The organism is Streptomyces sp. NPDC001970 (assembly GCF_053594115.1).
Genome location: NZ_JBSFDW010000003.1, coordinates 374,777 through 396,989, shown reverse-complemented (window position 1 = coordinate 396,989; position 22,213 = coordinate 374,777). Strand labels below are relative to the sequence as shown.

Annotated in this window: 18 protein-coding genes; 8 read left to right on the top strand and 10 right to left on the bottom strand. The window is 71.2% G+C overall.

Going from position 1 to position 22,213, the window contains the following annotated elements; genetic code table 11:
• The first annotated feature begins 187 nt into the window (after positions 1-187).
• From ACWCP0_RS06385 to tyrS, 3 genes are all read left to right on the top strand, one after another.
• Positions 188-1,735, top strand: coding sequence for a TldD/PmbA family protein (locus ACWCP0_RS06385; RefSeq protein WP_451077709.1), 1,548 nt, complete (start codon positions 188-190; stop codon positions 1,733-1,735).
• Positions 1,736-1,850: 115 nt separating this feature from the next.
• On the top strand, positions 1,851-3,242 hold the full coding sequence (locus ACWCP0_RS06380; RefSeq protein ID WP_451077708.1) for a metallopeptidase TldD-related protein: 1,392 nt from the start codon (positions 1,851-1,853) through the stop codon (positions 3,240-3,242).
• Between the two features lie 66 nt (positions 3,243-3,308).
• Positions 3,309-4,577, top strand: coding sequence for a tyrosine--tRNA ligase (gene tyrS, locus ACWCP0_RS06375; protein WP_451077707.1), 1,269 nt, complete (start codon positions 3,309-3,311; stop codon positions 4,575-4,577).
• A gap of 155 nt (positions 4,578-4,732) precedes the next feature.
• On the opposite strand, the gene ACWCP0_RS06370 is transcribed toward tyrS, so the two are convergent.
• Positions 4,733-5,008, bottom strand: coding sequence for a GlsB/YeaQ/YmgE family stress response membrane protein (locus ACWCP0_RS06370; protein ID WP_451077706.1), 276 nt, complete (start codon positions 5,006-5,008; stop codon positions 4,733-4,735).
• A gap of 217 nt (positions 5,009-5,225) precedes the next feature.
• On the opposite strand from ACWCP0_RS06370, the gene ACWCP0_RS06365 reads away from it, so the two are divergent.
• Complete coding sequence (locus tag ACWCP0_RS06365) at positions 5,226-5,612, top strand: DUF3099 domain-containing protein (RefSeq protein ID WP_451077705.1); 387 nt, start codon at positions 5,226-5,228, stop codon at positions 5,610-5,612.
• A gap of 296 nt (positions 5,613-5,908) precedes the next feature.
• A complete protein-coding gene (locus ACWCP0_RS06360) occupies positions 5,909-6,175 on the top strand; it encodes a hypothetical protein (RefSeq protein ID WP_451077704.1) in 267 nt (88 codons plus the stop codon).
• Here ACWCP0_RS06360 and moaA read toward each other — a convergent pair.
• The 3 genes from moaA to ACWCP0_RS06345 all read right to left on the bottom strand — a co-directional run bounded on the left by moaA (position 6,158) and on the right by ACWCP0_RS06345 (position 9,314).
• Positions 6,158-7,147: a GTP 3',8-cyclase MoaA gene (gene moaA, locus ACWCP0_RS06355; RefSeq protein ID WP_451077703.1), complete on the bottom strand. Its 990-nt coding sequence runs from the start codon at positions 7,145-7,147 to the stop codon at positions 6,158-6,160. The genes ACWCP0_RS06360 and moaA overlap by 18 nt on opposite strands.
• Positions 7,148-7,314: 167 nt before the next feature.
• On the bottom strand, positions 7,315-8,949 hold the full coding sequence (locus ACWCP0_RS06350; protein ID WP_451077702.1) for a solute symporter family protein: 1,635 nt from the start codon (positions 8,947-8,949) through the stop codon (positions 7,315-7,317).
• Positions 8,946-9,314: a DUF485 domain-containing protein gene (locus ACWCP0_RS06345; RefSeq protein WP_451077701.1), complete on the bottom strand. Its 369-nt coding sequence runs from the start codon at positions 9,312-9,314 to the stop codon at positions 8,946-8,948. The genes ACWCP0_RS06350 and ACWCP0_RS06345 overlap by 4 nt, the downstream gene beginning before the upstream one ends.
• 248 nt (positions 9,315-9,562) lie before the next feature.
• Here ACWCP0_RS06345 and ACWCP0_RS06340 point away from each other — a divergent pair, with 248 nt between their 5' ends.
• Positions 9,563-11,098 carry a S8 family serine peptidase gene (locus ACWCP0_RS06340; RefSeq protein ID WP_451077700.1) on the top strand — a complete coding sequence of 512 codons (1,536 nt, stop codon included), beginning with the start codon at positions 9,563-9,565 and terminating at the stop codon, positions 11,096-11,098.
• A gap of 198 nt (positions 11,099-11,296) precedes the next feature.
• Complete coding sequence (locus ACWCP0_RS06335; protein WP_451077699.1) at positions 11,297-12,610, top strand: CoA transferase; 1,314 nt, start codon at positions 11,297-11,299, stop codon at positions 12,608-12,610.
• Positions 12,611-12,875: 265 nt separating this feature from the next.
• Here ACWCP0_RS06335 and ACWCP0_RS06330 read toward each other — a convergent pair whose 3' ends face one another.
• From ACWCP0_RS06330 to ACWCP0_RS06320, 3 genes are all read right to left on the bottom strand, one after another.
• Complete coding sequence (locus tag ACWCP0_RS06330) at positions 12,876-13,919, bottom strand: zinc-dependent alcohol dehydrogenase family protein (RefSeq protein ID WP_451077698.1); 1,044 nt, start codon at positions 13,917-13,919, stop codon at positions 12,876-12,878.
• A 26-nt stretch (positions 13,920-13,945) separates the two neighbouring features.
• Positions 13,946-14,593: a lysoplasmalogenase gene (locus ACWCP0_RS06325; RefSeq protein ID WP_451077757.1), complete on the bottom strand. Its 648-nt coding sequence runs from the start codon at positions 14,591-14,593 to the stop codon at positions 13,946-13,948.
• A 140-nt stretch (positions 14,594-14,733) separates the two neighbouring features.
• Positions 14,734-15,636, bottom strand: a complete 903-nt coding sequence (locus ACWCP0_RS06320; RefSeq protein ID WP_451077697.1) for a sterol desaturase family protein — start codon at positions 15,634-15,636, stop codon at positions 14,734-14,736.
• Between the two features lie 119 nt (positions 15,637-15,755).
• Between ACWCP0_RS06320 and ACWCP0_RS06315 the strand changes: the two genes are divergently transcribed.
• Positions 15,756-18,863, top strand: a complete 3,108-nt coding sequence (locus ACWCP0_RS06315; protein WP_451077696.1) for an NACHT domain-containing protein — start codon at positions 15,756-15,758, stop codon at positions 18,861-18,863.
• 61 nt (positions 18,864-18,924) lie between these two features.
• Here ACWCP0_RS06315 and ACWCP0_RS06310 read toward each other — a convergent pair whose 3' ends face one another.
• The 3 genes from ACWCP0_RS06310 to ACWCP0_RS06300 are packed head-to-tail and all read right to left on the bottom strand — an operon-like array spanning position 18,925 to position 22,206.
• On the bottom strand, positions 18,925-19,635 hold the full coding sequence (locus tag ACWCP0_RS06310; RefSeq protein ID WP_451077695.1) for a VIT1/CCC1 transporter family protein: 711 nt from the start codon (positions 19,633-19,635) through the stop codon (positions 18,925-18,927).
• Positions 19,636-19,671: 36 nt separating this feature from the next.
• Positions 19,672-20,895: an amidohydrolase family protein gene (locus tag ACWCP0_RS06305; RefSeq protein WP_451077694.1), complete on the bottom strand. Its 1,224-nt coding sequence runs from the start codon at positions 20,893-20,895 to the stop codon at positions 19,672-19,674.
• 3 nt (positions 20,896-20,898) lie between these two features.
• Positions 20,899-22,206, bottom strand: a complete 1,308-nt coding sequence (locus ACWCP0_RS06300) for an amidohydrolase family protein (protein WP_451077693.1) — start codon at positions 22,204-22,206, stop codon at positions 20,899-20,901.
• Positions 22,207-22,213 lie beyond the last annotated feature (7 nt).

Genomic DNA, 22,213 nt, shown 5'->3' with positions numbered 1-22,213 from the left:
TCGAGAGACGCCCCGTAGCAACTGAGACAGCCTACTGTTCTGCCGGTGCCTGTCTGCCAGGGCTTCAGACGATTCGGTGCCCGACGACGGCACCGCTCGTCAACTTTTCGGGGATCCGGCCCCCAGGGCCATGATTCACTTCCGGTGACGGCCATCGCAGCTGAGCTTCCCGAAGGGACCCCCAGGCGTGCCCCATGACATCGATCAGTCTTTCCTGGCGCTGCCGCTGCGGGCGCTCGCCGACGCGGCGCTCGCGCGGGCCCGCGCGCTCGGCGCCGAGCACGCCGACTTCCGGCTGGAGCGGGTGCGCAGTGCGGCGTGGCGACTGCGGGACGCCAAGCCGGCCGGCTCGTCCGACACGACCGATCTCGGCTATGCGGTCCGGGTGGTGCACGGCGGCGCGTGGGGTTTCGCCTCCGGCGTGGATCTGACCATGGACGCCGCCGCCCGGGTCGCGGGCCAGGCGGTGGCGATGGCGAAGCTGTCCGCGCAGGTGATCGCGGCGGCCGGGTCGGCCGGGGGTCCCCCCGGCGAAGCCTGGGGGAGGGTCGAGCTCGCCGAGGAGCCGGTGCACGCGGAGCGGACGTGGGTCTCGTCGTACGAGATCGATCCGTTCACGGTCGCCGACGCGGAGAAGTCCGGGCTGCTGGCGGACTGGAGTTCGCGGCTGCTGGGCGCGGAGGGCGTGGCGCACGTGGACGCCTCGCTGCTGACCGTGCACGAGAACAAGTTCTATGCGGACACGGCGGGCACGGTCACCACCCAGCAGCGGGTGCGGCTGCATCCGCAGCTCACGGCGGTCGCCGTGGACGAGACGACCGGTGAGTTCGACTCGATGCGGACGATCGCGCCACCGGCGGGCCGCGGCTGGGAGTACCTGACCGGCACGGGCTGGGACTGGGGCAGCGAGCTGGAGGAGATCCCGGAGCTCCTCGCCGAGAAGATGCGCGCGCCGAGCGTCGAGGCGGGGCGGTACGACCTGGTCGTGGACCCGTCCAATCTCTGGCTGACGATCCACGAGTCGATCGGCCACGCCACGGAGCTGGACCGGGCGCTGGGCTACGAGGCGGCGTACGCGGGGACGTCGTTCGCGACCTTCGACCAGTTGGGAAAGCTGCGGTACGGCTCGCCGGTGATGAACGTGACCGGCGACAGGACCGCGGAGCACGGCCTCGCGACGGTCGGGTTCGACGACGAGGGCGTCGAGGCGCAGAGCTGGGACCTGGTCAAGGAGGGCACCCTCGTCGGCTACCAGCTGGACCGGCGCATCGCCCGGCTGACGGGCCTCGGCCGGTCCAACGGCTGTGCCTTCGCGGACTCGCCCTCGCATGTACCGGTGCAGCGGATGGCGAACGTGTCGCTGCAGCCGGAGCCGGGCGGGCTGTCGACGGAGGACCTGATCGGGGGTGTGGAGCGCGGGATCTATGTGGTCGGCGACCGGTCCTGGTCGATCGACATGCAGCGCTACAACTTCCAGTTCACGGGGCAGCGCTTCTACCGGATCGAGAACGGCCGGCTGGCCGGGCAGCTGCGCGACGTGGCCTACCAGGCGACGACGACCGACTTCTGGGGCTCGATGGAGAAGGTCGGCGGCCCGCAGACGTACGTCCTGGGTGGCGCCTTCAACTGCGGCAAGGCCCAGCCGGGCCAGGTCGCGGCGGTCTCGCACGGCTGCCCGTCCGCCCTGTTCCGCGACGTCAACATCCTGAACACGACGCAGGAGGCCGGTCGATGAGCACGGGTCGCGCCCGCACCGTCCCCTGCCGGGGGTCCGGTCCGTGGCCCTGCCGCGGTCCGATGCAGTGTCCCCCGGGACAGCACCGTCTCAACACCACGCAGGAGGCCGCTCGATGAGCCCCGTCAGCAAGCCGCACGAGATCGTCGAGCGCGCCCTCGAGCTGTCCACCGCCGACGGCTGCGTGGTCATCGCCGACGAGCACTCGTCCGCCAATCTCCGCTGGGCGGGGAATGCCCTCACCACCAACGGCGTCACCCGCGGCCGCACCCTCACCGTCATCGCCACGGTCGACGGGACGCAGGGCACCGCGTCCGGTGTGGTGTCGCGGTCTGCCGTGACGGCCGGGGACCTGGAACCGCTGGTGCGGGCCGCGGAGGCGGCGGCCCGGGCGGCCGGGCCCGCCGAGGACGCGCAGCCTCTGGTGACGGGCATGCCGGTCGCCGGGGATTTCGCGGACGCGCCTGCCGAGACGTCGTCGGCCGTCTTCGCGGACTTCGCGCCCGCGCTGGGCGAGGCCTTCGCCCGGGCCCGTTCGGGCGACCGTGAGCTGTACGGCTTCGCCCACCACACGCTGACCTCGACGTATCTCGGCACGTCCACGGGCGTGCGGCTGCGCCACGACCAGCCCACCGGCACGCTGGAGCTCAATGCCAAGTCCCCGGACCGGACCCGTTCCGCGTGGGCGGGCCGGGCGACGCGCGACTTCAAGGACGTGGACCCGGCCGCGCTTGACGCGGAGCTGGCGACGCGCCTCGGCTGGGCCGAACGCAGGATCGAGCTGCCCGCCGGGCGGTACGAGACGCTGCTGCCGCCCACCGCAGTCGCGGACCTGTTGATCTACCAGATGTGGTCGTCGACCGGCCGGGACGCCACCGAGGGCCGTACGGTCTTCTCCAAGCCCGGCGGCGGCACCCGTGTCGGCGAGACGCTGTCCCAGCTGCCGCTCACCCTGCGCAGCGACCCGAACGAGCCGGGTCTGGAGTCCGCGCCGTTCGTGATCGCGCACGCCTCCGGTGACGACGCCTCGGTCTTCGACAACGGTCTTCCGCTGTCCTCGACCGCGTGGGTACGGGAAGGGAAGCTGGACCGGCTGGTCACCACCCGGCACAGCGCGGGCCTCACCGGCCTGCCGGTCTCCCCCGGCATCGACAACCTGATCCTTGAGGGCGGCGGCGAGCGCTCCCTGGAGGACATGGTCGCGAGCACCGGGCGCGGGCTGCTGCTGACCTGCCTCTGGTACATCCGCGAGGTCGACCCGGCGACGCTGCTGCTGACCGGGCTGACCAGGGACGGCGTCTATCTCGTCGAGAACGGCGAGGTGGTCGGCGAGGTGAACAACTTCCGGTTCAACGAGTCGCCCGTCGACCTGCTGTCGCGGGCCGCCGAGGCGGGCCGGACGGAGAAGACGCTGCCGCGTGAGTGGAGCGACTGGTTCACCAGGGCCGCGATGCCTGCGCTCCGGGTGCCCGATTTCAATATGAGTTCGGTCAGCCAGGGCGTATAACCTCGGAGACGTCCGCGAGGACATTCGCCAGGACACCGTAAGCACATCCAAGGAGACACGAGAGACGTGACGGACATCGTCGACGAACTGCAGTGGCGGGGGCTGATCGCCCTGTCCACTGACGAGGACGCACTGCGCAAGGCGTTCGCGGACGGTCCCGTCACGTTCTATTGCGGCTTCGACCCGACCGCGCCCAGCCTGCACCTGGGCAATCTGGTCCAGATCCTGACCATGCGCCGGATCCAGCAGGCGGGCAACCGCCCGCTGGGTCTGGTCGGCGGCGCGACGGGCCTCATCGGCGACCCGAAGCCGAACGCCGAGCGCACGCTCAACGCGCCGGACGTCGTCGCGGCCTGGGTGGAGCGGCTGCGCGCGCAGATCGAGCGCTACCTGGACTTCGAGGGCCCGTACGCCGCGACCATGGTCAACAACCTGGACTGGACGGCGGGCCTGTCGGCGATCGACTTCCTGCGCGACGTCGGCAAGCACTTCCGGGTCAACAAGATGATCGCGAAGGAGGCCGTCGCCCGGCGGCTGAACTCCGACGCGGGCATCAGCTACACCGAGTTCAGCTACCAGATCCTGCAGGGCATGGACTTCCTGGAGCTGTACCGGCGGCACGGCTGCGTCCTGCAGACCGGCGGCAGCGACCAGTGGGGCAATCTCACCGCGGGCGCCGATCTGATCCACAAGGTCGAGCCGCACGCCGCGGTGCACGCCCTGGCCACCCCGCTGATCACCAAGGCGGACGGCACCAAGTTCGGCAAGACGGAGTCCGGCACGGTCTGGCTGGACGCCGAGCGGACCACGCCGTACGCGTTCTACCAGTTCTGGCTGAACGCGGACGACCGCGATGTCTCCAAGTTCCTGCGGATCTTCAGCTTCACGTCCCGCGAGGAGATCGAGGAGCTGGAGAAGCTCACCGAGGAGCGTCCGCAGGCACGCGCGGCCCAGCGTGCGCTGGCCGAGGAGCTGACGACGCTGGTGCACGGCGCCGACCAGTGCGCGGCCGCCGTGAACGCGTCGAAGGCGCTGTTCGGGCAGGGCGAGCTGGGCGAGCTGGACGAGCCGACGCTGCGGGCGGCGCTCGCCGAGCTGCCGCACGCACGGGTGTCCGGCCTCGCTCCGGTCGTGGATCTCTTCGCCGAGGTGGGCCTGGTGGCCAGCAAGTCGGCGGCCCGCCGCACCGTCAAGGAGGGCGGGGCCTACGTGAACAACATGAAGATCACGGCCGAGGACGCGGTCCCGGCCCCGGAGGACCTGCTGCACGGTCGCTGGCTCGTGCTGCGCCGCGGCAAGAAGAACCTGGCGGCGGTCGAGGTCGCGGGCGGCTGACCCGTCGCGCAGGACCGGCGCACAGGCACCGGCAGCGCAGACACGACACGCACGGCAGCGGCCGGGTGGGGATCGGTACCCACCCGGCCGCTGTCGGGCCTGGGCCTGGGCCTGGTTCTCCCGTATCTGTCGGGTGTGCAGGCGCTCGCAGTCCGTCAGGCACTCTGTTTTCTGCTGCGCAGGGCCATGTAGGCCATGTCGCCGAGCCACACGATGACCACCGCGGCGACGATCTGCAACGCGTGCCTGCCCCAGTCGATGCCCCGGGTCTCGCCGATGCCGAACGCCATGGCGAGAGAGTTGCCGACGATCCCGCCGATGATGCCGAAGATCGTGATCAGCCAGAGCGGGCTGTGCTGCTTCCCCGGCAGGATCGCCTTCGCCAGCAGTCCCAGCACGAACCCGACAATGATCGCCCACAACCAGCCCATGGCTGCCTCCCGGTTTCGGATCGACGTGAGCAGTTACGGGACAGTCTCGGCGTATCAGCCATACGACGCATGTCGGACAGCTCCGTACGTGGTACGGCGGCGGGCCTATGCCCGGATAGGCGGTGACCCGGTCTCGAATGCGTCGCAGCCGCGGCGTACCGTGGAGCCAGGATCGAGCCGGGAAGAGTCCGGCGCGGCGGTCGGGCGGTGGAATGTCATGCGGAAGCGGAATTCGAACGAGGTCTTCCGGATCACCGGAGCCCGCCAGGGGCTCGCTGACGATGTGCGCAGCCGGCAGCGTCGCTATGTGATCTCGATGTCGGTCCGGACCCTGTCGGTGATCCTGGCCGCGGTGCTCTGGAATGTCGAGCGGCATGTGGCGATCGTGGCGCTGGCGCTGGGTGTGCTGCTTCCGTACATAGCCGTGGTGATCGCCAATGCCGGCCGGGAGAGTGCGCCGTCCCTGCCGTCGACGTTCCTCGCCCCGCCGTTGCGGCCGATGATCGGCGCCGGCGGAGCCACGCCGGACGTACAGTCGCCCGCAGCGGACGTGGGCGGCCCCGGAGCGGAGGAGCAGGCGGAACGGCCCGCCCGCCAGAGCTGACGCCCCGTCGGCCACGGGCCGGCGTCCGCGGCTCACAGGGCTCGGAAACCGGCCTCTGTGAAGCTCAGGAAAACCTCAGATCAATCGTGAAGTTCCAGTGCACCGCGGGCGGTTCCGCGTGACATACTGCGTGTGCGCTCCGCATCCCCCGTCGGAGCGACGGACCGACGCCGGGCAGCTCCCCCCGTGGCTGCTCGGCGTCGCCTTTTCGGGCCAGTGATCGTGGAGGGCCCGCCGATCTTGCGGGCGCACTGATCCCGCCAGGTCCGATGATCTCGCCGGGCCGGCGATCGTCGATGATCGTGGACAATGATCGAGTGAGTGACGAGACCCCGATCTGTTCCGCCAAGGGCTGTCGTACCGCCGCCGTCTGGGTGCTTGCGTGGAACAACCCGAAACTGCACACGCCGGAGCGCCGCAAGACCTGGCTCGCGTGCGACGAGCACCGCGAGCATCTGTCCCAGTTCCTCGGTGTCCGGGGTTTCCTGAAGGATGTCGTGACGCTCGACGAGTGGGAGCAGGGGTCCGGGACGGCCGGGACGGACTCAGCCGCCGATGGCTGACATGGGACGCTCGGGCTGAAGGAACGACGGGTCGTCGAGGCCGGACCCGGCCTTCTTGCCCCACATCGCGAGCCTCCAGATCCGGGCGATCTCCTCGTCCGGCGCGTCGGAGCGCAGGGCCGCGCGCAGATCGGTCTCCTCCTGCGCGAAGAGACAGGTGCGGACCTGTCCGTCGGCGGTGAGGCGGGTGCGGTCGCAGGCACGGCAGAACGGACGGGTGACGGAGGCGATGACCCCGACCCGGTGCGGTCCCCCGTCCACGATCCAGCGCTCGGCGGGTGCGGAGCCGCGGACCTCGTCCCCCTCGGGCGTGAGCTCGAAGCGCGTACGCAGCGACTGCAGGATGTCACCGGCGGTGATCATGCCGTCGCGCTTCCAGCCGTGCTGGGCGTCCAGCGGCATCTGCTCGATGAACCGCAGCTCGTAGTCGTGCTCCACGGCCCAGGCGAGCAGATCGGGAGCCTCGTCGTCGTTGAGCCCGGGCATCAGGACCGAGTTGACCTTGACCGGGGTCAGTCCGGCGTCGCGGGCGGCCTGCAGCCCTTCCAGCACGTCGCGGTGACGGTCGCGGCGCGTGAGGGTCCTGAAGACATCGGGCCGCAGGGTGTCGAGGGAGACGTTGACCCGGTCCAGGCCGGCGGCCTGGAGCGCGGTCGCGGTGCGCTTGAGGCCTATGCCGTTGGTGGTCAGGGACATCTTCGGGCGGGAAGCGAGCTCCGCACAGCGCTCGACGATGCCGACCAGGCCTGGCCGCAGCAGCGGCTCACCGCCGGTGAAGCGCACCTCGGTGATTCCCAGATCCGTGACGGCGATACGGATGAGCCGGACGATCTCGTCGTCGGTGAGCAGAGTGGACTTGCCGAGCCACTGGAGTCCCTCTTCCGGCATGCAGTAGGCACACCGCAGATTGCACCGGTCCGTGAGCGAGACCCTCAGGTCAGTGGCCACACGGCCGTAGGTGTCGATGAGCACTGCGGGCCCCCTCCCCGGTGTCCGGAAGTTGTACAGGAACTCGTGTATACAGCCGAGCCTACGTGACACCTGTGACATCGCCAGGTGCCGAATGACACGACGTACGACGCGGCCGCGTCGTAGGACCCTACGACGCGGCCGCGCTCGGGCGAATGACGGAATCCTCCTCAGTGGGCGCCGACGCCTGTGAGGGACTTGACCTCGAGCTCCGCGTACTTGCCCTTGTCCGGCTCCTCCTTGGAGAGCAGGGAGCCGATCCAGCCGAGCAGGAAGCCCAGCGGGATCGAGACCAGGCCGGGGTTCTCCAGCGGGAACCAGGCGAAGTCCACCGAGGGGAACATCGACGTGGGCTTGCCGGAGACGACCGGGGAGAAGAGCACGAGCAGCACCGACGAGATCAGGCCACCGTAGATCGACCAGAGGGCGCCCTGGGTGGTGAACCTCTTCCAGAAGAGGCTGTAGAGGATCGTCGGCAGGTTGGCGGAGGCGGCGACCGCGAAGGCGAGCGCGACCAGGCCCGCCACGTTCAGATCGCGGGCCAGTGCGCCGAGGGCGATGGAGACGATGCCGATGAGGACCGTCGCCCAGCGGGCCGCGCGGACCTCCTCCTTCTCGGTCGCCTGTCCCCTGCGGATGACGTTGGCATAGATGTCGTGCGCGAAGGACGACGAGGACGCCAGGGTGAGTCCGGCGACGACGGCGAGGATGGTGGCGAAGGCGACCGCGGAGATCACGGCGAGCAGGATCGCGCCGCCCGCCGAGTCGACCCCGCCGATGTGGAGCGCGAGCAGCGGTGCCGCCGTGTTGCCGGCCTTGTTGGAGGCGGTGATCTCCTCGGGGCCGACGAGCGCCGCGGCACCGAAGCCGAGTGCGATCGTCATCAGGTAGAAGGAGCCGATGATGCCGATGGCCCAGATGACGGACTTACGGGCGGCCTTGGCGGTCGGCACCGTGTAGAAGCGGATCAGGATGTGCGGCAGTCCGGCGGTGCCGAGGACCAGGGCGATGCCGAGCGAGATGAAGTCCAGCTTGGAGGTGCCGGTGGCGCCGTACTTGAGGCCGGGCTCCAGGAACGCCGCGCCCTTGCCGCTCTCCTCGGCGGCCTTGCCGAGCAGGTCGGAGACGTTGAAGTTGAACTTCCACAGCACCAGGAAGGTGATGAGCAGGGTGCCCGCGATGAGCAGGACGGCCTTGACCATCTGCACCCAGGTGGTGCCCTTCATGCCGCCGATGGTGACGTACACGATCATCAGGATGCCGACGAGGGCGACGATCGCGATCTTGCCTGCGTCGGTGGTGATGCCGAGCAGCAGCGAGACGAGCACGCCCGCACCCGCCATCTGCGCGAGCAGATAGAAGATCGAGACGACGATGGTGGAGGTGCCGGCCGCGGTGCGGACCGGGCGCTGGCGCATCCGGTACGCGAGGACGTCGCCCATCGTGAACCGGCCGGAGTTGCGCAGCGGTTCGGCCACGAGCAGCAGGGCGACCAGCCAGGCGACGAGGAAGCCGATGGAGTACAGGAAGCCGTCGTAGCCGAAGAGGGCGATGGCGCCGGCGATGCCCAGGAAGGACGCGGCGGACATGTAGTCGCCGGAGATGGCGAGGCCGTTCTGGAAGCCGGTGAACTGGCGGCCGCCCGCGTAGAAGTCGGCGGCGCTCTTGGTCTGCCGGCCGGCCCAGACGGTGATGAACAGCGTTGCGACGACGAACGCCGCGAAGAGCGAGATGATCAGCGGCCGGTGCTCGCTGGTGGCATTCGATGCGGCCAGCTGGACGCTGTGGAGGGTGGTGCTGCTCATGCGTCGGCCTCCATACGGGACTTGATGGCATCCGCCTTGGGGTCGAGCTTCTCGGCCGCGTGCCGCGCATAGAACCAGGCGATGAGGAACGTGGTGGCGAACTGGGCGAGCCCGAGGACGAGCGCCACATTGATGTTGCCGAAGAGCTTGGTGCCCATGAAGCCGCCCGCGTAGTTGGACAGCAGGACGTACAGCAGGTACCAGGCGATGAAGGCGATGGTCAGAGGGAAGGCGAAGGAGCGGTACGTGCGGCGCAGTTCGCCGAATTCCGCACTCTCCTGCACCTCGGCGAACTCCTCCGTCGTGGGCTGGGCAGGGCTGGTGTCCGTACCGCCCGTGGGCGGCGGCGGTGCATCGGTAGACACGGAATCTCCTCGCGACGCGGGTGCGGTAGGCATGGATACGGGGACCTCACGGGGACGGACGCATGCTGCTCCACCCCTGACAACGGCACGGAAGCGGCAGCGAAGCGGTTCACTTCCGGTCTTTTCCCGTCAGGGTTTTCCATCGGAAGTCGTTGATGTACCCCGATGATCGGGATAACTTCACTCGTCATGTACCCGCCCATTCGCACCGGGTGTCTGGGCGGCTTTACGGATGATGTGGAGAACCCATGGCTCATCTGCGATCCAGACGGACGCGCGCAATAGCCCTGCCCGCCGGTCTGGCGCTCACGGCCTCGCTCGGATTCCTGCCCGCAGGCGCCGCGTCGGCCGTACCCCTCGACGACTCCACGCCGGCCGCCGTCGCCACCGACGGTCCGAAGCTGTCGTACGTCGTCAACACGCACGGCGGTCACTCCACCGCCAAGGCCGTGAAGAGGGCGATAGCGAAGGCCGGTGGCACGGTGGTGATCGCCTACGACCAGATAGGCGTCATCGTCGTCCACTCGCAGAACCCGGACTTCGCGCGGCAGATCCGCGCGGTCAAGGGCGTCACCTCGGCGGGCGCCACCCGCACCAACCCGCTGGCCCCGCAGACCGACACGGCCATCGACGCCGAACAGCCCCTCGGCACCGCCGAGGCGGCGGAGGCGGCGGCACGCGCGACGGGCGACCAGGACCCGCTCGAGCCGCTGCAGTGGGACCTGCCCGCCATCAAGGCGGACAAGGCCCACCAGAAGACGCTGGGGAGCGAGAAGGTCACCGTCGCCGTCATCGACACCGGCGTCGACGACACGCACCCCGACCTGGCGCCGAACTTCGACGTCGAGGCGTCCGCCAACTGCGTGTCCGGCGCGCCGGACACCACCCCCGGCTCGTGGCGGCCGGCCGCGGGCGAGAGCGACCACGGCACCCATGTCGCGGGCACCATAGCCGCCGCGAAGAACGATGTCGGCGTCACCGGCGTCGCCCCCGGCGTCAAGGTCTCGGGCATCAAGGTGGCCAACCCCGACGGCTTCTTCTACACCGAGTCGGTCGTCTGCGGCTTCGTCTGGGCCGCGGAGCACGGCGTCGACGTCACCAACAACAGCTACTACACGGACCCGTGGCTGTTCGCCTGCAAGACCGACGAGGACCAGAAGGCCCTGCTCGAGTCGGTCACGCGGGCCGCGCAGTACGCGGAGCGCAAGGGCGCGGTGAACGTCGCCGCGGCCGGCAACTCCCGGATGGACCTGGCGGCGAACGAGCTCACCGACACCACCAGCCCCAACGACACCACGCCGGTGACGCGGGTCATCAACCCGCGCGAGTGCCTCGACTACCCGACCATGCTGCCGGGTGTCGTCACCGTCTCCGCGACCGGCGCCAAGGGTCTGAAGTCGTCGTACTCGAACTACGGCAACGGCAACATCGACATCTCCGCGCCCGGCGGCGACTCGACGGTCTACCAGAAGCCGGACGCCCCCGCCACGAGCGGCCTGATCCTGTCGACCGTGATGAACGGCGGATACGGCTACAAGGCCGGTACGTCGATGGCGTCCCCGCATGTCGCGGGTGTCGCCGCGCTCATCAAGTCGACGCACCCGCGTGCTTCGGCGGCCGAGGTCAAGGCACTGCTGTACGCGCAGGCCGACGACACGGCGTGCGGCGCTCCGTACGACATCAACGGCGACGGCACCGTCGACGCCGTGTGCGAGGGCGGCAAGGGCAAGAACGGGTTCTACGGAACCGGGCTGACGGACGCGCTGGACGCGGTTCGCCGGTAAGCGAGTTGTACCGAGGGGCCCGGGCGTGGGTGATCGCGCCCGGGCTCCTTCCTGTGTGCCGTGGGCCGGCACGGGTGCCATAGTGCGGCCATGAGCGACACTCGTCCGCACGGGACTTCGCAGGGCACTTCGGGCACTTCGGGCACTTCGGGAACTCCGGGAACTCCGGGGAGGTCGGGGCCGTCGGGGGCTCCGAGGATGTCGCAAGGGACCGCGCAGTTGTGGGCGGCCCTCGGCGGTGATCCCGAGCTGACCCGACGGATCTCGTACAGCGGCCCGCGAGGGCTGCTCGCGGCCCGGCTCCCCGTCATGGAACTGGCCCGCGCCACGGTCGCGGTGTGTGCGCTCGCGGCGGCCGAGCGTGCCGCGTGCGGGGCCGCGGGCCCGGTTCCCGCCGTACGCGTCGACGACGGCGCGGTCGCCACGGCGTTCGTCAGCGAACGGCATCTGCTGGTCGACGGGCGGCCTCCGGTGAACTTCGCCCCGCTGTCCCGCTTCTGGCCCACGGCCGACGGCTGGGTCCGTACGCACGCCAACTACCCGCACCACAGGGCGGCCCTGCTCACCGCGCTGGACACCGACGAGGACGGTGTGGAGAGAGCGCTCGCCGGGCGCCGGTCGCTGGAGGTCGAGGAGACGGTGTACGCGGCGGGCGGTCTGGCCGTCGCCCTGCGCACCCCCGAGCAGTGGGCGGCGCACCCGCAGGGCGCGGCGGCGGCCCGGCAGCCGCTGGTGGCGCGGGAGCGGCTCGACGACACCACCCCGCCACGCCGCTCGCACCGGCTGCGGGTGCTCGACCTGACCCGGGTCATCGCGGGCCCTGTCGCCACGCGGACGCTCGCGCTGCTCGGCGCGGATGTGCTCCGCGTCGACCCGCCCGGGCTGCCCGAGCTCCCCGACCAGCATGCCGACACCGGCTTCGGCAAGCGGTCCGCGACGCTGGACCTCGGCAGTCCGTTGGACCGGCGGACCTTCGACGAGCTCCTCGACCGGGCCGATGTGCTGGTCACCGGCTACCGTCCGGGGGCGCTCGACGGTTACGGCCTCATCCGGCCCGGACTCGTCGTCGCGCAGGTGTCGGCGTGGGGTGACGACGGGCCGTGGGGCGGTCGGCGCGGTTTCGACAGCCTCGTACAGGTGGCGAGCGGGATCGCCGTCGTCGAGGGTTCCCCGGACCGTCCGGGCACCCTGCCCGCGCAGGCGCTCGACCACGGCACCGGGTATCTGCTCGCGGCGGCGGTGCTGCGGTCGCTGACCGAGCAGGAGCGGGACGGCGGCACGCGTCTCGTCCGGTTGGCGCTGGCGCGCACAGCGCACTTCCTGACGCACGGCCTGTCGCCCGTGGCGGGCGGCGAGGCCGAGGCGTCCGACCCCGGTCGCCGGCTCGCCGAGACCGACAGCCCGCTCGGCAGGCTGCGGTACGCCCTGCCGCCGGTGTCGTACGGCGGCGGCCCGACGACCTGGTCACGCCCACCGGGCATCTGGGGCGCGGACGCGCCGGCGTGGCTCTAGCCCGCGTCTGCGGCGGGCGTCTTGGCCCGCCCCACCCCACCATGTTCCGGCTCGACCGCGCGGCGGCTCCGTCTCACCGGATGGTGGTCCGGGGTGTCCGTCCTCGAACGCCGGGCAGGCTGGATGCGGGCCGGTACCGACCCGACAACCCCGGTGTCGGTCCTCGAACGCCGGACGGGCTCCACAGGGCTTGACCCCAGTTCGGGAAGGGGCGGGGCGCGGGGAGAGAGACCGCCGCAGGCGCCCGAAGGGCGCCGCGCGTGGGCTACGGCTTGATCAGGACCTTCAGGGCCGTGCGTTCGTCCATCGCCTTGTAGCCGCCGGGGACACCGTCCAGGCCGATGGTCAGGTCGAAGACCGGGGACGGGTCTACGGTGCCGTCGAGGACGTCCGGCAGCAGCTCCGGGATGTACGCGCGGACGGGCGCGACACCACCGCGCAGCGCGATGTTGCGGTCGAACATGACGCCGAGGTCAAGGCCGGTGCCGCTGCCGTGCGGGACACCGACATAGCCGATGGCGCCGCCGTCGCGGGTGATCCCGACGGCCGTGCGCATGGACTGCTCGGTGCCGACGGCCTCGATGACGGCGTGCGCGCCGTGACCGCCCGTCAGCTCGCGTACGGCGGCCACCGCCTCGTCCCCGCGCGCGGCGACGACGTCCGTGGCGCCGAAGGTCCTGGCGATGTCGGTGCGCACCTGGTGGCGGCCGAGCGCGATGATCCGCTCGGCGCCGAGCCGCTTCGCGGCCAGCACCCCGCACAGGCCGACCGCGCCGTCGCCGACGACCGCGACGGTGCCGCCCCTGGTGACGCCCGCGCCGACGGCGGCGTGGTGGCCGGTGCCGAGGACGTCGGAGAGCGCGAGCAGGGCGGTCAGCAGCCGCTCGTCGGAGGCGGCGTCGGCCGGGAGCTTGACGAGGGTGCCGTCGGCGAAGGGCACGCGCACGGCCTCGCCCTGGCCGCCGTCGGAGCCGGGCGAGCCCCAGAAGCCGCCCTGTGGGCAGGACGTCTGCAGTCCCTCGGCGCAGTACTCGCAGGTGCCGTCGGACCAGACGAACGGCGCGACGACGAGGTCGCCGGGCGCGAAGCCTGTCACCTCGGCGCCGGCCTCCTCCACGATCCCCAGGAACTCGTGGCCGATGCGCTGCCCTGGCCGCCGTTCCGACTCACCGCGGTACGCCCACAGGTCGCTGCCGCAGATGCAGGCCCGCAGGACCCGCACCACGGCATCGGTCGGCTGCTGCAGTTCCGGGTCGGGAACGTCCTCCACACGCATGTCGAACGGGGCGTGGATCGTGGTGGCGCGCATGACGGCGGTCCTTCTCCGGAGGCTTCTCAGACGGCGGTACGCGCCTCACGGTACGCCCGGTCGGGCGAGGACGCGTCCCCGGACGGCCCCAGGGCACCCAGGGCGCCCGTCGTCAGCAGGTACTGCGCCCCCGCGTACGTGAGCATGATCCAGAAGTCGGGCGCAGGGAGTTGCGGCCATTCGGCGAGCCCGGTCGCCAGGAGCATGTCGGAGACCAGGAACAGCGCCCCGCCCGCCCCGGCGGTCCGCCCGAGCGCGCTCGACCGGTAGGCCATGGCGGTCAGCAGCAGCGAGTAGAGGGCGACGGGGATCCGCAGCCCTGACGGCAGGTCCGGCCAGAGCAGCCCGACGGCGCCGACGAGGAACGCGCCGTACGCGATGCCGAGCGCCGGGCTCGTACCCCTCCGGCCGAAGAGCACGAGGTAGCAGACGTGCCCCGCGGCGAAGAGCCCCATCCCGACGAGGAACGCCCAGTCGGCGTCGGCCATCAGGAACACGTCCCCGCCCCAGCCGCAGAGGAGCGCGGCGACGAGGAGCCGGGGCGCGCCGCGGGTCGCCGCGTATGCCGCGAGCAGCGACATCAGCAGCGGCTTGGCGATCAGATGCCCGGTGTCCCAGCCACCGAGCAGGGCACCGAGGTCGAGCAGGACGGCGGCCGCGAAGAGGGCCTGCAGGAGCCGGGCGAGGCTCTCCCTGCCGGCGCTGCGGCCGGAGCGCCGCTCACCGGCCTCGGTGCCGGCAGGCGCCTCAACGGAGGCGCCCGCCACGGCCCCCGCCCCCGCATCCGCATTCGCATTCGCATTCGGGTCCGCGCTCACGCCGTACGCTCCGCGGCGGCCGCAGGACCCGGTACGGCGTCCCCGGTGCTTCCCTGCACGGCAGCCGGACCCGGCTGCCATCCGGGCCCCCGGAACATCCGCCCGGCGCGCTCGTGCCAGCTGCTCGCGGCGCGCACGTCGCGGACGATGGCGACGTACTCGTGCGTCGCGACGCGCAGCGGGTTGTACGTCGAGATGTTCTTGGTGAGCCCGTACACGGGCCGCTCGGTCTCGGCCGCGAAGGACCGGAAGAGCCGGTCCCAGACGATCAGGATCCCGCCGAAGTTCCGGTCCAGATAGCCGCCTTGGGAAGCGTGGTGGACCCGGTGGTGGGAGGGCGTGTTGAACAGGAACTCGAAGGGCCGCGGCAGCCGGTCGATCCGCTCGGTGTGGATCCAGAACTGGTAGACGAGATTCACGGAGGAGCAGAAGGCGAGGGCGGCCGGGTGGACGCCGCAGGCGATCAGCGGCAGGTAGAACGGCCAGGAGGTGAACCCGGTCCACGGCTGGCGCAGCGCCGTGCTGAGGTTGAACCTCCGGCTGGAGTGGTGGACGACGTGGCAGGCCCACAGGACCCGGATGACGTGGTGTCCGCGGTGGGACCAGTAGTAGAAGAAGTCCTGCGCGAGCAGCATCAGGAGGACGGTCCACCACAGCACGGGCACGCGGAGCGGGGTGAGTTCGTACACCGCCGTGTAGACGGCGACGACCGGGATCTTCCAGAGGAGGTCGAAGCCCAGGCTGCCGAGCCCCATGCTGATGCTGGTGGCGGCGTCCTTGGCCTCGTAGCCGGCGGCGTCCTCGTCGGGATGGAGCCGGTAGCTGACCATCTCCAGGACGGTGAGCAGGACGAAGGCGGGTATCGACCACAGCACGACATCGGGCAGGTTGGACGGCATGCGGGCACCGTAGAGGCGCGTGCGGCGGCTCGGCTAGATGCCGTTACCCACAAGTATGCGAGACAACCTGTCAGCGGCTTTGGTGACTTCTGCCAAGCGTGCCGTCGTAGGGTGTCGTCGTGGTGCAGGGACTGGAAGTCGCGCTGGCCCGGCTCGTCGGCACGGTGCTCGGCGCCGTGGCCAAGTCCGTGCTCACGCCGAGCCCGGGCGCGGGCCTCGTCAGGGCACCGGTGCGTCCCCTCCCCCGCCCGGCGGGCCCGGACCGGCTGGCGAAGGTGCTGGGCAGGCGGCTCACGGACGCGTACGCCGGGCTCCCGGAGCACGAACGGCTGGCGGCGGTCGACGCGGTACGGGTCACCTTCGCGTCGGCGGGGGTCATCGACGCCGAGCGGCTCTTCGCCGTGGGCCTCGACCCTCGGCGCTTACGGGACGAGCTGCGGGTCCAGGCCGCCTCCGGGCTGAGCGCGCGGGCGGCCGACCTGTACGAGGAGCTGCTCGCCCTGTGCTGCGCGCATCTGGTCGAGCAGATGACCGCGCAGCCGTCGTTCCCTGCCAGGGCGGCGGTGGAGCAGACGCGCATGGCCGGTCGGATGCGTGAGCTGGTCGAGGGCGTACGGGAACAGCTCGGTCCGGACCGGGCGGCGCTCGCGCTGGACTTCGAGCAGCGCTACGCGGACTACGTGGCGGCCACGCACGGCCGGCTGGAGCTGTTCGGGCTGACGCTGGGGCGGTCGGCCCGGGAGTGGCCGCTGGACACGGCGTACATCAGCCTGGCGGTGAGCGAGGACGCGGGCCACCAGGAGCGGTTCGGTCTGCCGCGCACGGATGAGGCCACGGTGAAGGCCGAGCAGGCCCTGGCGGCCGGCGATCGGCTGGTGCTGCGCGGGCCGGCCGGCTCCGGCAAGAGCACGCTCGTCCAGTGGCTGGCGCTGAACGCCGCCCGGCGCAGCTTCGACGGTGGTCTGGCGGACTGGAACCGGTGTGTTCCGTTCGTCCTGCGGCTGAGGGCCTTCACCTCGGCCGACGCGCTCCCCGCGCCCGAGGACTTCCTGCGGACGACCGGGGTTCCGTTGGGCGCGCCCGCGAGATGGGCCGAGAACCTGCTCGCCGGGGGCCGGGCCCTGGTACTCGTGGACGGGGTCGACGAGGTCCCGATGCGGCTGCGGCAGCGCACCGAGTCCTGGCTGAGGTCGCTGATCGCGGCCTTCCCGCAGGCCCGGTACGTGGTGACGACGCGGCCGTCCGCGGTGCCCGAGGACTGGCTGGCACGGCACGGGTTCGCCGCCCGTTCGCTGCTGCCGATGGACCGCGACGACATCCGGGCTTTCGTGGGGCACTGGCACGACGCGGCCCGGCTGGAGTGCCTCTCCGACGACGAGCGCACGCAGTTGGACACGTACGAGGCGTCGCTGCGCCTGGCCGTGTCCACCCGCAGGGACCTGGGCAGGCTTGCCACCAATCCCCTGATGTGCGCGCTGCTGTGCGCGCTGAACCGTGACCGCCGCATGCAACTGCCGCGGGCCCGCAAGGAGCTGTACGACGCGGCGCTGGACATGCTGCTCGTACGGCGCGACACGGAGCGGGAGATCGCCGGCGTCGAGGGCGTCGACGTCACCCGCGACGAGCAGACGGCGCTGCTGCAGCGCCTCGCGTACTGGCTGATCCGCAACGGCCAGTGGGAGGCGGAGCGGGCAGAGGCGGTCGAGATGGTGGCCGAGTGGCTGAGCGCCATGCCGCAGGTACAGGGCACGGCCGAGCAGGTGTTCTCGCACCTGCTGATCCGCAGCGGTCTGCTGCGCGAACCGGCGCCGGGCTCCGTCGACTTCGTGCACCGCACCTTCCAGGACCATCTGGGCGCGAAGGCGGCGGTGGAGTCGCGGGACTTCGGAGTGCTCGTGCGCAACGCGCACGACGACCAGTGGGACGACGTCGTGCAGATGGCGGTCGGTCACGCGCGTGCGGACGAACGGGCCCGGCTGCTCAAGCAGCTGCTGCGCCGGGCCGACCGTGCGCCGAAACTGCGGCACCGGCTGGTGCTGCTGGCGGCGGCCTGCCTGGAGCATGCGCCGGAGCTGGACCCTGCGGTGCGGGCGGACGTCCGGACCCGAGCCCAGGAGCTGGTGCCGCCGCGGAGCCTCGAGGAGGCGGAGGAGCTGGCGAAGGTCGGGGAGCTGGTACTGGAGCTGCTGCCCGGACCTGAGGAGCAGCTCGACGAGGACTCCACGGCGGCGGTCGTGCGGACGGCGGCGCTGGTGGGAGGCGACGCCGCCATGGGTTTCATCGCCCGCTACCGCGACGACGAGCGCTATCCGGTCGGCCTCCAGCTCTCCCATGCCTGGCGCCTGTTCGACACCGAGCGGTACGCACGTACGGTCCTTTCCGGCAACACGTGGGAGAGGAACTACCTGCATGTCCGCACGGCGGAGCAGTTGGCCGCCCTGCGGCACGTACCGGGGGCCCGGAGTGTCCACCTGACGGGCGACCACACCGATCTCACCGTGCTGCACGTCCTGCGGAACCCGCGGGCTCTCCTCTTCCACAGGAACTTCTCGCTGCAGGACCTCTCTCCGCTGCGCAGGTGGACCGGTCTCCAGGGGCTCGTGATCGACCAGTGCGACGCCCTGACGGATCTGTCTCCGGTCGCGGGACCGTCGCTGGAACAGCTGTACCTCTACGAGATGAGTCCGGGCCTGCGCCTGGAACCGCTGCGGGACATGACGGGACTCGAACGCGCGGTGTTCGGCTATGCCGTGCCGGTGCGCACGGTCGACGAACTGCCGATCGGCCCCCAGCTCACCGAACTCGGGCTGCTTCCGGGCTCGGAGCATGTGCGTCTCGACGGAATCGAGCGCTGGCCCCGGCTCGTCGATCTCACCGTGGTGGGCGATGCCCAGGGCCGGCAGGTCGCCGAGATGCCGTCACTCGTCGGGCTGACCGGCCTGCGGTTCCAGATACAGAGCTCGCTCGACCTGCGCCGGATCGTTCACCTGCCCGAACTGGCCCGGTTGATCATGTGGCGCTGCGAGTTGCCGAACGGGCTCGAGGCCCTGCGTGAGCTGCCCAAGCTGACTTCGCTGTGGCTCTCGGCGTGCACAGGCCCGGAAGGAGGCGGCCTCGACCTGCGGCCGCTGCTCGACATGGAGCGGTTGGTCCTCACCCTGAGCGGCGGTACGCCGGTGATCGGCGAAGAGCTGTTCCCGCCCGGTCGCATCGTGCGACGCGACTAGACGGCAGGGCCGGACGAAGCGACCGGGCCACGCAGCCGAACCACACGACGGGACCACACGGCTAGACCCCCGCCGCCCCGAGCAGCGACCCCGCCGCATACGTCACCCCCATCGCCAGCGCCCCCCCGCCCACGTTCCGCACCATCGCCCGCCCGGTCGGCGCACCCCCCAGCCGGGCGCTCCACCAGCCGGTGAAGGTCAGGGCGACGAGCACCGACACGACGGTCACCCACAGGCGGGCCGACGACGGCGGGAGCACGATCGCCAGGAGGGGCAGGAGCGCCCCCACCGTGAACGCCAGGCAGCTGGCGCCCGCCGCGTGCCAGGGGTTCGCGAGTTCGTCCGGGTTGATGCCGAGTTCCACGCGTGCATGGGCGCGCAGGGCGTCGCGCTCCGTGAGCTGGACCGCGGCCTCGCGTGCCACGTCGCGCGAGAGGCCGCGCTCCTCCAGGAGGTCGCTGAGCTCGTCGAGTTCGGCCTCCGGCTGTTCGCGCAGCTCACGCTTCTCGGTCGCCAGCGCCGCCTTCTCCGAGTCGCGCTGGGTCGAGACCGAGACGTACTCGCCGGACGCCATCGACATGGAGCCGGCGAGCAGTCCGGCGAGGCCGGCGGTGAGCAGCGTCCCGCGGTCGTTCGTCGCGCCCGCGACGCCGACGACGAGACCCGCCGTGGAGACGATGCCGTCGTTGGCGCCGAGGACGGCGGCGCGGAGCCAGTTGAGACGTGTGCCGAGGGATTCGCCGTGGGGCTCGTGGTGGGTGGGTCCGGTCACGCGGGGAGGGTCTCACCTCGGGCGGTGCGGGCCCAGTCACCACACCCTTACCGACCCGCCCGGCGCGAAGGCGGGGCTGGTGGCACCGGCCGGGACCTCCTTCAGGGGCTCGGCGATCTCCTCGACGGTCGGGCCGTGCACGGCGGCGACGGTGCCGAGGAAGGCGAGGTCGAAGCCGTACACCCGCGCCGCGTTGCCGCCCGCCATCGCCGCGATCTCGTCGCGCGGGAGACCCGCGTAGGCGATGCGGAGGCCTTCGCGGGAGTACGGGGTCGTGCCCTCGTCGTGCGGGTAGTCGCTGCCCCACATGATCTTGTCGAGGCCGATCCTGTCGCGCAGCGGCACCTCGTGGGGACGCATGAAGCTCGCGCCGACGAAGCAGTTGTCCCGCCACACCTCGCTGGGGCCCTTGCCCATCGAGGCGGCGAGCCCGGCGCCGAATCTGGACTCCGCGGTCGATGCCCTGGCCGCGGCGGCGACGAGCCGGCCGTGGTAGTAGTCCAGCATCTCGACGACGGCGGGGATCCAGCCCGAGCCCTGCTCGGTGAGCACCAGCTTCAGCCCGGGGTGGCGGCGGAAGGCGCCGCCGAAGATCAGATGCCAGAGCGCCCGGTGCGAGAACCACGTCGTCTCCACCATGAACACGGCCCGTGCGGCCGGTTCGTCGCCCAGCGGCGGCGAGGCCGACCCGCCGTGGTGGTTGACCGGTACGTCGAGCTCTTCGCACACCGCCCACAGCGGGTCGTACGTCGGCGAGTACAGCTCGGGGATGCCCGAACCGGGCGGGGCGCCGGGCAGCAGGATCCCCCCGGTGAGGCCCGCCTCCTTGCTGCGGCGGACCTCCGCGACCGCCTCGTCCACGTCGTTCAGCAGGATCTGCGCGACGCCCGCCCTGCGGCCCGGGGCGAGGGAGCAGAAGTCGGCGAGCCAGCGGTTGTGGGCGCGCAGCCCGGCCCACCGCTGCTCGTACTCCTCGCGCGTCGGCGCCGGCGCCATCAGCGATGCGGACGGGAAGAAGGGCGGGATGGTGTTGGGGAAGACGACCTCGGCGACGATGCCGTCGCCCTCCAGCTCGGCGATCCTGCGGTCCGAGTTCCAGTTGCGGTCGGCGGTGTCGGCGACGAGGTCCTCGTGCGGGTTGACGTACGTCGCAGCCCAGGCGTCGAAGTCGTCGTGGAAGCGCTTCTCCAGATACGGCTTGTAGTCGAGGAGATCGGCGCCTGCGTGGCAGTCGGCGGAGATGACGGTGTAGTGCTCCATCGGTCAGTTCACCCCCAGGGACGGGAAGTCGTGGTCCGTCAGCCAGTGCCGGCCGACCTCGCGCGAGCGCGCCCAGGACGCCTCCACGGCGGCCTGGTCGTCGGACTGGCCGAGTTCGGCCGGGGTCGGGCCGATGCGGCGGGCGACCGGCGCGAGTTTCGTGGTGTCGAAGCCGAAGACCTCGGCGGCCGCGAGGCCGAGGATGCGGCGGGTCTCGGCGACGGGGATGTCGTGGAAGGTGTTCTTCAGCCAGGCACGGGTGTGGGGCCAGGTGCCCTCCGGGTGCGGGAAGTCGGAGCCCCAGAGGATGTTGTCGACGCCGATCTCGTACCGCTGGGCGAGTTCGCGCCGCTTGGTGTTGGTGGCGCAGATGAAGACCTGCCGGTCCAGGTACTCGCTGGGCGGCCGCCGCAGCTCCGCGAAGGGCGAGAGTTTCTTGCCGCCGTGGGCGCCGAGGTAGAGGCGGTCCATGAACCAGAGCAGATTCGGCAGCCACCAGCAGCCCGACTCGGCGACGCCGAACTTCAGCCCGGGGTGGCGCTCGAAGACCCCGGACCAGAGCAGGAACCACAGCGGCCGGGCGGGCCACCAGGTGACCTCGGAGACGTAGATCCCCAGGTGGTCTCCGTACTCGTGGCGCGGGGCGGCACCGGAATGGGTGACGAGCGGCATGGCGGTCTCGGCGGCGGCAGCCCAGACGGGGTCGTAGCGCCGGTCGTGGTACGGGGCCCTGTCCACCCACATCGACGGGATCATCAGCGCGCCGAGCCCGGACTCCTTGGCCCGGTGGATCTCGGCGACGACCTTGTCGACCTCGCCCGTGACGGGGAGGAGCGCGACACCGCAGTGCCGTGCCGCGTTCTCGGCGTTCCCGCCGACGAACTCCGCCAGCCAGCGGTTGTGCGCCTGTGCGCCCGCCATGCCGAGGTCCGGGTCCTGGTCGCCGGAGAGCCCGAGGCCCACGCCGAAGGGCGCGGCGGTGCCGCTGTCGACCGCGTCCGCGTCGGGGAAGACGACCTCGGCGGCCACCCCGTCCCCGTCGAGCTCCTTGAGGCGCTGTGCGGTGTCCCAGCCGCCGCGCAGGCCCTCCTCGTTGTCGCTGAACCACTTGTCGGCGAAGGCCTCGTTGCGCACGCCGAGGCGGGTCATCTCCTCACGGCGGCGGTCGCGCCCTGCGAGGAACTCGTCGAAGTCCCGGTGGAAGCGGGCGTCGAGGTAGGGCCGGTACCGCTCGGTGGGCAGTCCTGCGTGGCAGTCCGAGGAGATGATCAGGTACGGGTCGTTCGGTGCCGGTGCGTACGGGTCCGTCATCACGGCT